The sequence below is a fragment of the Kitasatospora sp. NPDC057198 genome (assembly GCF_042670125.1).
GTDB lineage: Bacteria > Actinomycetota > Actinomycetes > Streptomycetales > Streptomycetaceae > Kitasatospora.
In genome coordinates, this window is the sequence record NZ_JBHUWH010000289.1 from 1 (window position 1) to 10,310 (window position 10,310).

Consider the following 10,310-nt stretch of genomic DNA (forward strand, 5'->3'; position numbering starts at 1 on the left):
CGCCCGGCTCCCGGCCGGACGGGCGGGGCGTCCGTCGCGGGGCCCGCGGCAGGACACAATGGGGGGCATGAACTCGCTCGCCCATCCGCAGTCGCGCTTCACACCGGTCGTCCGGGACCCGCAGGGCCCCCGGGAGTTGGTCGTCCTGGGGTCGACCGGTTCGATCGGCACCCAGGCCGTCGACGTGGTGCTCCGCAACCCCGACCGGTTCAAGGTGGTCGCGCTGTCCGCGGCCGGCGGCCGGGTGGAGCTGCTCGCCGAGCAGGCGCTCGCGCTGGGCGTGCGCACCGTGGCGGTGGCCGACCCGGCCGCCGAGGCGCCGCTGCGCGCCGCGCTGGCCGCGCGGGCCGGCGGCGCCCCGCTGCCCGAGGTGCTGGCGGGCCCGGACGCGGCGACCGAGCTGGCCGCGCTGGAGTGCCACTCGGTGCTCAACGGCATCACCGGCTCGATCGGCCTGGCCCCGACGCTGGCCGCGCTGCGGGCCGGCCGGGTGCTGGTGCTGGCCAACAAGGAGTCGCTGATCGTCGGCGGCCCGCTGGTCAAGGCGGTCGCGAAGCCCGGCCAGATCGTGCCGGTGGACTCCGAGCACGCCGCGCTGTTCCAGGCGCTGTCCGGCGGCACCCGGGCCGAGGTCCGCAAGCTGGTCGTGACGGCCAGCGGCGGCCCGTTCCGCACCCGCACCCGCGAGCAGCTGGCGGGCGTCACCCCGGCGGAGGCGCTGGCGCACCCGACCTGGGCGATGGGCCCGGTGGTGACGGTCAACTCGGCGACCCTGGTGAACAAGGGCCTCGAGGTGATCGAGGCGCACCTGCTGTACGACGTGCCCTTCGACCGGATCGAGGTGGTGGTCCATCCGCAGTCGGTCGTTCATTCGATGGTGGAGTTCACGGACGGCTCCACGCTGGCCCAGGCGAGCCCGCCGGACATGCGGATGCCGATCGCGCTGGGCCTCGGCTGGCCCGACCGGGTGCCCGACGCCGCGCCCGGCTGCGACTGGACCAAGGCCGCGACCTGGGAGTTCTTCCCGCTGGACGACGAAGCCTTCCCGGCGGTCGAGCTGGCCCGCGAGGTCGGTACGCTCGGCGGGACGGCCCCCGCGGTCTTCAACGCCGCGAACGAGGAATGTGTGGACGCTTTCCTGAAGGGCGCACTGCCCTTCACCGGAATCGTGGACACTGTGGCGAAGGTGGTCGCCGAACACGGCACCCCGGCGGCGGGAACTTCGCTCACGGTGGAGGACGTACTTCAGGCAGAGCACTGGGCCCGCGCCCGGGCCCGGGAACTGGCGGCAGGTTAGGGACGACGGAGGCGACGCGGTGGACAGGCTGATGTGGGTGCTGGGCGTCCTGATCTTCGTGGTCGGGCTGTTGTTCTCGATCGCCTGGCACGAGCTCGGCCACCTGTCCACCGCCAAGCTGTTCGGCATCCGGGTGCCGCAGTACATGGTCGGCTTCGGGAAGACGATCTGGTCGACCAGGCGCGGCGAGACCGAGTACGGCCTCAAGGCGATCCCGTTCGGCGGCTACATCCGGATGATCGGCATGTTCCCGCCCGGCGCGGACGGCCGGATAACGAAGCGCTCCTCCTCGCCCTGGCGCAGCATGATCGAGGACGCCCGGGAAGCCTCCTACGAGGAGCTGCAGCCCGGCGACGAGACCCGGCTGTTCTACACCCGCAAGCCGTGGAAGCGCGTCATCGTGATGTTCGCCGGGCCGGGCATGAACCTGATCCTGGCGATCGGGCTGTTCCTCACCCTGTTCATGGGCATCGGCGTCACCCGCTCCACGCCGACCGTCCAGTCGGTCAGCGAGTGCGTCGTCCCGGTCAGCGCCCAGACCGACACCTGCGCGCCCGGCGCCGAGAAGTCCCCCGCCAACGCGGCCGGGCTGCGGGCCGGCGACACCGTGCTGGCCTTCGGCGGCGTGCGGATCCACGACTACGACCAACTGCAGGCCCTGATCCGGGACTCGGCGGGCAAGCACGTGGACGTCGAGGTCCGGCACCGGGACGGCAGCACCCAGACGCTGGCCGCCGACATCAAGACCAACACCCTCGCCGCGCTGGACAAGGACGGGTACCCGATCAAGGGGCGGACCGTCACCGCGGGCTTCCTCGGCATCACCCCCGCCCAGGGCGTCCACCACCTGTCGGTCGGCGAGAGCGCCGACGAGATGGCGAAGATGGCGAAGCACGGCGTGGAGTCGCTCACCCAGCTGCCCGGCAAGATCCCCGGCCTGTGGCACGCCGTGGTCGACGGCGCCCCGCGCGAGCAGGACTCCCCGGTCGGCATGGTCGGCGCGGCCCGGCTCGGCGGCGACGTGTTCGCGATGGACCTGCCCGCCACCCAGCAGCTGGCCTTCTTCGTCCAGATGCTCGCCTACATGAACTTCATGCTGTTCCTGTTCAACATGCTGCCGCTGCTGCCGCTCGACGGCGGCCACATCGCCGGCGCGCTCTGGGAGTCGGTGCGCCGCACCGCCGCCAAGGTGCTGCGCCGCCCCGACCCCGGGCCGTTCGACGTGGCCCGGCTGATGCCGCTGGCCTACGTGGTGGCCGGGATCTTCGTCTGCTTCACCGGCCTCGTGATGGCCGCCGACATCGTCAACCCGGTGCGCATCAACTAGCCGCGCGCCACCCACGGCCGGGTGTGCCCCGCCGCCCGGCCGTGCCGTACCGTTGGACGCCGGGCGCCCGCCAGCACGGCGTGCGCGCCCCGGCACACCGACCTCTCCAGAGGAAACACCGCACACATGACCGCGATCTCGCTCGGTATCCCCTCCCTGCCGCTCAAGCCGCTGGCCCAGCGCCGCCACTCGCGTCAGATCATGGTCGGCAACGTGCCGGTCGGCGGCGACGCGCCGGTCTCGGTGCAGTCGATGACCACCACGCTCACCTCCGACGTCAACGCCACGCTGCAGCAGATCGCCCAGCTGACCGCCTCGGGCTGCCAGATCGTCCGGGTCGCCGTCCCCTCGCAGGACGACGCCGACGCGCTGCCGATCATCGCCAGGAAGTCGCAGATCCCGGTGATCGCCGACATCCACTTCCAGCCGAAGTACGTGTTCGCCGCGATCGACGCCGGCTGCGCCGCGGTCCGGGTCAACCCCGGCAACATCAAGGCGTTCGACGACAAGGTCGGCGAGATCGCCAAGGCCGCCAAGGACGCCGGGGTGCCGATCCGGATCGGCGTCAACGCCGGCTCGCTCGACAAGCGGCTGCTGGAGAAGTACGGCCGGGCCACCCCCGAGGCGCTGGTGGAGTCCGCGCTGTGGGAGTGCTCGCTGTTCGAGGAGCACGACTTCCGCGACATCAAGATCTCGGTCAAGCACAACGACCCGGTCGTGATGATCAACGCCTACCGGCAGCTCGCCGCCGCCTGCGACTACCCGCTGCACCTGGGCGTCACCGAGGCCGGGCCCGCCTTCCAGGGCACCATCAAGTCCGCGGTGGCCTTCGGCGCGCTGCTCGCCGAGGGCATCGGCGACACCATCCGGGTCTCGCTGTCCGCCCCGCCGGCCGAGGAGATCAAGGTCGGCATCCAGATCCTGGAGTCGCTGAACCTGCGCCAGCGCGGCCTGGAGATCGTCTCCTGCCCGTCCTGCGGCCGCGCCCAGGTCGACGTCTACAAGCTCGCCGAGGAGGTCACCGCCGGCCTCGAGGGCATGGAGGTGCCGCTGCGGGTCGCCGTCATGGGCTGCGTCGTCAACGGCCCCGGCGAGGCCCGCGAGGCCGACCTCGGCGTCGCCTCCGGCAACGGCAAGGGCCAGATCTTCGTCAAGGGCGAGGTGATCAAGACCGTGCCCGAGTCGAAGATCGTCGAGACCCTGATCGAGGAGGCCATGAAGCTGGCCGAGCAGATGCAGGAGGAGGGCGTCGAATCCGGCGCCCCCGTGGTCGTGGCCGCCGAGTGACGGCCTGAAGTCCCCCGGCGGGGCCGCCCCAGCGGGCGGCCCCGCCCGTTCGAGAGGTGCCCCCGTGCTCGACCGAGGTGTGATGCTGCCCGGCCCCTTCCAGGCCGCCCGGGCGCTCGCCGCCACCCGCGTGCTGGAGGCCCCCGACCTCGACGACGCGCTGGAGATCCTGCACCGCGACCCGGTCGCCAACGCCTTCGTCGCCACCCGGGTGGAGGCCGTCGGCCTCGACCCCTGGCGGCTCGGCGGCGAGATGTGGGGCTGGCACGACGCGCACGGGCGGCTGGACGCGCTCTGCTACGCCGGCGCCAACCTCGTCCCGGTGGGCGCCGGGCCGGAGGCCGTCCGGGCCTTCGCCGAGCGCGCCCGCCGGCAGGGCCGCCGCTGCTCCTCCATCGTCGGCCCCGCCGAGGCCACCGCGATGCTCTGGGCGCTGCTGGAGCGCTCCTGGGGCCCGGCCCGCGACGTCCGCGCCCACCAGCCGCTGATGGCCACCTCCGCCCCCGTCACCGAGGTCGAGCCCGACCCGCTGGTGCGCCGGGTCGACCGGTCCGAGATCGAGGCGCTGATGCCCGCCTGCGTCGCCATGTTCACCGAGGAGGTCGGCATCTCCCCGCTGGCCGGCGACGGCGGACTGCTCTACCAGGCCCGGGTCGCCGAACTGGTCTCCGGCGGACGCTCGTTCGCCCGCTTCGACGAGGACGGCCGGGTCGTCTTCAAGGCCGAGATCGGCGCCGTCACCGCCGCCGCCTGCCAGATCCAGGGCGTCTGGGTCGCCCCCGAGCACCGCGGCAGGCGGCTCTCCGAGACCGGCATGGCCGCCGTGGTCAACACCGCGCTCGCCGAGGTCGCCCCCGTCGTCTCGCTGTACGTCAACGACTTCAACGTCCGCGCCCGCGCCGCCTACCGCCGGGTCGGCTTCCGCGAGGTCGGCGCGTTCATGAGCGTGCTGTTCTGACCCGCCCTCAGGACGGCCGGGCCGGGTCGCGCAGCGGCAGGTGCGCACCCATCACCGCGTACGGGCGGGCCGTGTTCGGGAAGCGCACCGCCGACGCCAGGTCCCGGTAGCCGAGCGAGCGGTACAGCCGGCGGGCCGGGGTCTCCGCGTCGATCGCCGACAGGATCGACCGGTCCAGCCCCGAGCGCCCGCACAGCGAACGGATCAGCCGGGTGCCCACGCCCAGGCCCTGGAACTCCGGCAGCACGTGCAGCTCCGTCACCGCGAACACCCCGTCCAACCAGCCCTCGTGGCCGCGCGCCGCCAGGTACGGCTCGATCACCGTCGACCACCAGTGCGACCGCTGGTTCGGCATCCCGTACCCGAAACCCACCAGCCGCCCGCCGGCCATCGCGCCCAGCGCCACCACCCCCGGCTGCAGCGCGTGCCGCCCCACGATCGGCAGCCGCACCGCCACCTCGTGCGGCCCCAGCCCGAACGCGACCGCCTGGACCTCCAGCACGGCGGGCGCCCACGCCGCCAGGTCGATGGCCTCGATCGTCACCCCGGTGAGCTGCTCCATGAAGCGGGACGTTACTACCTGCCGCCGCGGGCGGCCGACCGCCCCGGCCTCACAGCCAGGCCGCGAACTCCAGCAGGAGCTCGGCCGCCGCCGCGTCGCCCGCCGCGAACGCCCCCAGCGCGGTGTCCACCGCCCGCAGCAGCGTCCACGCCCGGACCCGGTCGGCGGGCAGCTCCACCGCCTCCGCGAGCTGCGCCAGCCGCCGCCGGGCCGCCCCGCGCGGGCCCGGCGAGGCGGCCAGCGTGTCGATCCGGTCCAGCACCAGGCGGGCCAGGTCGTACGCCCGGTCGCCGACCAGCGGGCGCGGCGCCACCGCCAGCCACGGGGAGCGGTCCGCCGCCAGCACCCGGCCGTGCCGGAACTCCCCGTGCAGCAGCCAGTCGCCGCCCTCCCCGGCCAGCGCCACCGCCTCCAGCGCCTCGTCCACCAGCGGCCCGGTGCCGTCCGCCGCGGGCAGCGCGCGGCGCTCGGCGAGCCGGGCGGCGGCCCGCCCGGCGCGGTCGGCCAGCGTCTCGAACGGGTGCCCCGCCGGGGCCGGCACCCACAGCCGGTGCAGCAGGCTGGTGGCCTCCAGCATCGCCTTCGGCTCGGCGAGCGAACGCAGCGGGATCTCGCCGTGCAGCCGCTCCAGCAGCAGCGCCCCGTCCGCCTCGTCCAGCAGCAGCACCGCGCCCCGGCCCGCCCACACCCGCAGCGCGGCGGCCTCGGCGGACGGCCGGGCGACCTTCAGCACCACGGGCGCCAGGTCGTCCGCGCGGTGCGCGTACAGCACCACGCTGCTCCGGCCGCCCGGCTCGGCCACCCGCTCCGGGACCAGCCGCCAGTGCGCGAGCCGCCGTTCGACCAGCTCGGGCAACTCCGCCAGCCAGGCCGCTCCCTCGGGGGTGCCCTCCGCCCGCACCGACTCGACGAGACGCTCCGGGACGCTGAACCGCGCAGGTTGTGCCATGGGGACGATTATCCGGCCCGGGGCACAATCAGGGGCTCGGGGAACGGCGAGAGGCCCCGCCAGGGGCTCGGGGAACGGCGAGGCCCGGTCTGCTGACGGTTCATTGGTGGAGCGTGCATCGGCTTTCGGTTCTGTTACTGCACGCAGCAGCACGGACACTTCGATGGGCTCCGGCCGTCAGCAGCACGAGCCCGCCGTTCCCCGGGCCCCTGTCGGGGCCCATGCGCAGCACGGACTCGCCGTTCCCCGAGCCTCTGACGGGGCCCATGCGCAGCACGGACTCGCCGTTCCCCGAGCCCCTGGCGGGGCCTCCCTGATGCGCACTCACTGGTCGGTGGCGAGGCCCGGGAGGGCGGGGAGGTCGGCGCCCCAGTGGGCGGCGCGCAGGGCGGATTCGCGCAGGGCGGCGGCGGCCGGGTCGCGGAAGGCGGGGTGCGCGGCGAGGTCGGCGTAGGCGGCGGTGAGCTGGGTCTCCAGGTGGGCGGCCAGCCGGGCGGCGGAGTCGGCGTCCTTGACCGGGAAGGGGAGGCGGTAGCCGGCGGCCGCGGCGGTGGGGGAGGCGCCCCCGGCGGCCAGGACGCGCTGCCAGGTGTCGCGGCGGGCCTGGTGCGCGGCGTACGTGCCGCGGGCGTCCTCGCGCTGGGGCCCGGCGGGGAGGAAGGCGCCGACCACGCCGTAGCCGTAGACGGCCGCGTGCTCGGCGGCGAGGGCCGCCTGCAGGGCGTCGGCGTCGGCGGTGGGGAGCGGTTCGGGGGAGGACGAGGACGAGGCCGAGGGGGAGGGGACGGGCGCGGGGGCGGTGGTGTCGCCGAGGGCCGCCGCGTGGGCCGCGCCGGAGGCGGCGACCGAGGCGAGGGTGCGGGCCAGCGCCGGGGAGGCCGCGGCGAGGTCGGCCAGCCGCAGTTCGGCGGTGCGCCGTTCGGCGGCGGCCAGGTCGGCGACCGTCCGGGCCGGGGCGGAGGCGGTGGCGGAAGGGGAGGCCGAGGAGGAGGTGGAGGGGGAGGTGGAGGCGGTGGGGGACGGGGCGGCCGGGTCGAGGGCCGTGCGGTGCTGGAGCAGGTCCTCGCGCAGGTCGCCGAGCTTCCCGGCGTCGGCGGTGCCGGTGGCGAGGACGGCGTCGTAGTCCGCCAGCAGGGCGTCGGTGGCGGCGAGTTGACGCTCCCTCAGCGGGCGGTCGGGGTCCGCGGCACCCGACTGCGCGGGCCGGTCGGGGTGGTCGCCGGTGCAGCCGGTGAGCAGGTGGAGCCCGGTGAGCGCCCCGAGGGCCAGGAAGGTCCGGCGTGCGGGCAGGGGCATCGGGGCTCCAGCGGGATCGGTGGGGGCCGGGTGCCCCCCGTCGGGAGAATCTTTACCGGAGCCGCACAGGCCCCGTACGGAGCTTGGACGGTATCCGACCGTTGTGAGGTTCCTCGCAGGGGGTGCGGGCGGTCCGGGTCGGAATCGGCGGTTCGGGGGTTGACCCGATAGGCTTCGCGGTGAGTTAGCACCTTCGACAACAGCAGACGCGGCCGAGGAGTCACCCGGATGAGCACCACCCCCACTGACCGGCTGCGTGCCCTGTTGGAGCCGTTGGCCGCCGAGGCCGGGCTCGACCTCGAAGAGGTAAAGGTGACCCAGGCCGGCAACCGCCGCCAGGTGCAGATCGACGTGGACGCCGACGGCGGCGTCGACCTCGACGCGATCGCGGAGTTCTCCCGCCTGGTGAGCCAGCAGCTGGACGCCTCCGACCTGATGGGCGAGGCCCCGTACCTGCTGGAGGTCGGTTCGCCGGGTGCCGAGCGCCCGTTGAGCGAGCCGCGGCACTGGCGCCGGGCGACCGGCCGGCTGGCGGCGGTGAAGCTGGTGGACGGCGCGGAGCTGACCGCGCGGGTGCTGGAGAGCGACGAGGACGGCGCGCTGGTCGAGGTGCAGCCGGTGAAGGGGCGCGGCCGCCCCAAGGAGCGCCGACTGGAGTTCGCGGAGATCGCGCGGGCCCGGGTGCAGGTCGAGTTCAACCGCAAGGACGAGGAACTGCTCGACGCCGCCGCCGACATCGCGGACGTGGACGAAGAGGAAGAGGAGGCGTAGTCGTGGACATCGACATGAGTGCCCTGCGCGGGCTGGTCACCGAGAAGGGCGTGCCGTTCGACCTGCTGGTCGAGTCGATCGAGTCGGCCCTCCTCATCGCGTACCACCGCACCGAGGGCTCGCGCCGCCGGGCGCGGGTGGAGCTGAACCGCAAGACCGGTCACGTGACGGTCTGGGCGCTGGAGGACGCCTCCGAGCTGGAGGAGGGCGTCGAGCCGAAGGAGTTCGACGACACCCCGTCGGGCTTCGGCCGGATCGCCGCGTCCACCGCCAAGCAGGTCATCCTGCAGCGGCTGCGGGACGCCGCGGACGACCAGACCTTCGGCGAGTACGCGGGCAAGGAGGGCGACATCGTCACCGGTGTCGTCCAGCAGGGCAACGACCCGAAGAGCGTGCTGGTCGACATCGGCAAGCTGGAGGCCATCCTGCCGCCGCAGGAGCAGGTCCCGGGCGAGGACTACCGGCACGGCACCCGGCTGAAGTGCTACGTGGTGGGCGTGCGGCGCGGTGTCCGCGGCCCGTCGGTGACGCTCTCGCGCACCCACCCGAACCTGGTGAAGCGGCTGTTCGCGCTGGAGGTCCCGGAGATTGCGGACGGCTCGGTGGAGATCGCCGCGATCGCCCGCGAGGCCGGCCACCGCACCAAGATCGCGGTCTGGTCGCGCCGCCAGGGCCTGAACGCCAAGGGCGCCTGCATCGGCCCGAACGGCATGCGGGTGCGCGGCGTGATGGCCGAGCTGCACGGCGAGAAGATCGACATCGTCGACTGGTCGGAGGACCCGGCCGAGATGGTCGCCGCCGCGCTGTCGCCCGCCCGGGTGACGAAGGTGGAGATCGTCGACCTGGCCCAGCGCTCCGCCCGGGTGATCGTGCCGGACTACCAGCTGTCGCTGGCGATCGGCAAGGAGGGGCAGAACGCCCGCCTGGCCGCCCGGCTGACCGGCTGGCGGATCGACATCCGCCCGGACACCGAGGCCCCCGCCGGGCCCCAGTAGTCCGGAGAAGGAACCGGGCCGCGGCCCGGTAGCAACGTTGTCATGTGCCCCCGGGAATCTACTCGGCGGCGGCGAGTCCCTTCGGAGGGGTAGACTTGAACGTGTCTGGCCGGACGCATGTCCGGGCATGCCCTGAACGCACCTGCGTGGGCTGCCGCAAGCGCGCGGCCAAGCACGAGCTGCTGCGTGTCGTGGCGGGCGAGGACGGATGCGTCCCCGATCCCCGCGGCACTCTGCCGGGCCGGGGCGCGTATCTGCACCCCGACCCGAACTGCCTCGACCTCGCGGTCCGCCGCCGGGCGTTCCCCCGGGCCCTCAAGGCCCAGGGCGCGCTCGACCCCGGCGCCCTGCGGGAGCACCTCGGGGCGGGAGCAGATCCGGCCGACCGGCAGTCGGCCCACTGACGGGCCTCGCGCCCGGCAACACGCACCAGCGCACGGCACGTGGCACGCCGCCGTGCGCCCCAGTCAGGTACCTCGCGAGATGGAAGTAGGTCGAGATTGCGATGAGCACTCGATGAGTACGCGATGAGTACGCCCATGAAGTAACGGCAGTCCGGCGGACGAATACCCCGGACGCATAGACAGGAGCGAAGTGGCTAAGGTCCGGGTATACGAACTCGCCAAGGAGCTTGGCTTGGAGAGCAAGGCCGTCATGGCCAAGCTCACCGAGCTGGGCGAGTTCGTGCGTTCGGCGTCCTCGACGATCGAGGCGCCGGTCGTACGCAAGTTGACTGACGCTTTGGGAGCGACCCCGCCGTCCGGCGGCGCGTCCTCCGCGAAGCCGGGCCCGCGGAAGCCCGCGGCGCCCCAGCCGTCCGGCGGTGCCGGTTCGGCCGCGCCCAAGCCGGGCGCCCCCACCCCCGGCC

At 74.0% G+C, this 10,310-nt stretch carries 11 protein-coding genes; 8 read left to right on the plus strand and 3 right to left on the minus strand.

The annotated features are described in order from the left end of the window. Positions 1-67 precede the first annotated feature (67 nt). From dxr to ACFUEL_RS26910, 4 genes are all read left to right on the plus strand, one after another. Complete coding sequence (gene dxr / locus ACFUEL_RS26895) at positions 68-1,297, plus strand: 1-deoxy-D-xylulose-5-phosphate reductoisomerase (protein WP_380239342.1); 1,230 nt, start codon at positions 68-70, stop codon at positions 1,295-1,297. Positions 1,298-1,316: 19 nt separating this feature from the next. Further along, complete coding sequence (locus ACFUEL_RS26900; RefSeq protein ID WP_380239343.1) at positions 1,317-2,624, plus strand: M50 family metallopeptidase; 1,308 nt, start codon at positions 1,317-1,319, stop codon at positions 2,622-2,624. Positions 2,625-2,750: 126 nt separating this feature from the next. Then, positions 2,751-3,911: a flavodoxin-dependent (E)-4-hydroxy-3-methylbut-2-enyl-diphosphate synthase gene (gene ispG, locus ACFUEL_RS26905; protein ID WP_033253947.1), complete on the plus strand. Its 1,161-nt coding sequence runs from the start codon at positions 2,751-2,753 to the stop codon at positions 3,909-3,911. 82 nt (positions 3,912-3,993) lie between these two features. Then, entirely contained in the window at positions 3,994-4,869 is an 876-nt protein-coding gene (locus tag ACFUEL_RS26910; protein ID WP_380239350.1) for a GNAT family N-acetyltransferase, read from the plus strand. Positions 4,870-4,876: 7 nt separating this feature from the next. Here ACFUEL_RS26910 and ACFUEL_RS26915 read toward each other — a convergent pair whose 3' ends face one another. The 3 genes from ACFUEL_RS26915 to ACFUEL_RS26925 all read right to left on the minus strand — a co-directional run bounded on the left by ACFUEL_RS26915 (position 4,877) and on the right by ACFUEL_RS26925 (position 7,676). Further along, a complete protein-coding gene (locus tag ACFUEL_RS26915) occupies positions 4,877-5,431 on the minus strand; it encodes a GNAT family N-acetyltransferase (protein WP_380239344.1) in 555 nt (184 codons plus the stop codon). A 49-nt stretch (positions 5,432-5,480) separates the two neighbouring features. After that, positions 5,481-6,380, minus strand: coding sequence for an aminoglycoside phosphotransferase family protein (locus ACFUEL_RS26920; RefSeq protein WP_380239345.1), 900 nt, complete (start codon positions 6,378-6,380; stop codon positions 5,481-5,483). A 324-nt stretch (positions 6,381-6,704) separates the two neighbouring features. Next, on the minus strand, positions 6,705-7,676 hold the full coding sequence (locus ACFUEL_RS26925) for a ferritin-like domain-containing protein (protein ID WP_380239346.1): 972 nt from the start codon (positions 7,674-7,676) through the stop codon (positions 6,705-6,707). A 228-nt stretch (positions 7,677-7,904) separates the two neighbouring features. Here ACFUEL_RS26925 and rimP point away from each other — a divergent pair, with 228 nt between their 5' ends. The 4 genes from rimP to ACFUEL_RS26945 form a co-directional block, all read left to right on the plus strand. Further along, complete coding sequence (rimP, locus tag ACFUEL_RS26930) at positions 7,905-8,447, plus strand: ribosome maturation factor RimP (protein ID WP_380239347.1); 543 nt, start codon at positions 7,905-7,907, stop codon at positions 8,445-8,447. Between the two features lie 2 nt (positions 8,448-8,449). Next, positions 8,450-9,442, plus strand: a complete 993-nt coding sequence (gene nusA, locus ACFUEL_RS26935) for a transcription termination factor NusA (RefSeq protein ID WP_380239348.1) — start codon at positions 8,450-8,452, stop codon at positions 9,440-9,442. A 101-nt stretch (positions 9,443-9,543) separates the two neighbouring features. Continuing rightward, entirely contained in the window at positions 9,544-9,846 is a 303-nt protein-coding gene (locus tag ACFUEL_RS26940) for a YlxR family protein (RefSeq protein ID WP_380239351.1), read from the plus strand. Between the two features lie 190 nt (positions 9,847-10,036). Further along, the coding region (locus ACFUEL_RS26945; protein WP_380239349.1) for a translation initiation factor IF-2 N-terminal domain-containing protein at positions 10,037-10,310 on the plus strand (274 nt) is incomplete at its 3' end.

Excerpts from the sequence above, each read along its gene's own strand:
- ACFUEL_RS26925 (WP_380239346.1), bottom strand. The coding sequence starts at position 7,676 with ATGCCCCTGCCCGCACGCCGGACCTTCCTGGCCCTCGGGGCGCTCACC.
- dxr (WP_380239342.1), top strand. The coding sequence starts at position 68 with ATGAACTCGCTCGCCCATCCGCAGTCGCGCTTCACACCGGTCGTCCGG.
- ACFUEL_RS26920 (WP_380239345.1), bottom strand. The coding sequence starts at position 6,380 with ATGGCACAACCTGCGCGGTTCAGCGTCCCGGAGCGTCTCGTCGAGTCG.
- ispG (WP_033253947.1), top strand. The coding sequence starts at position 2,751 with ATGACCGCGATCTCGCTCGGTATCCCCTCCCTGCCGCTCAAGCCGCTG.
- ACFUEL_RS26915 (WP_380239344.1), bottom strand. The coding sequence starts at position 5,431 with ATGGAGCAGCTCACCGGGGTGACGATCGAGGCCATCGACCTGGCGGCG.
- ACFUEL_RS26910 (WP_380239350.1), top strand. The coding sequence starts at position 3,994 with ATGCTGCCCGGCCCCTTCCAGGCCGCCCGGGCGCTCGCCGCCACCCGC.
- rimP (WP_380239347.1), top strand. The coding sequence starts at position 7,905 with ATGAGCACCACCCCCACTGACCGGCTGCGTGCCCTGTTGGAGCCGTTG.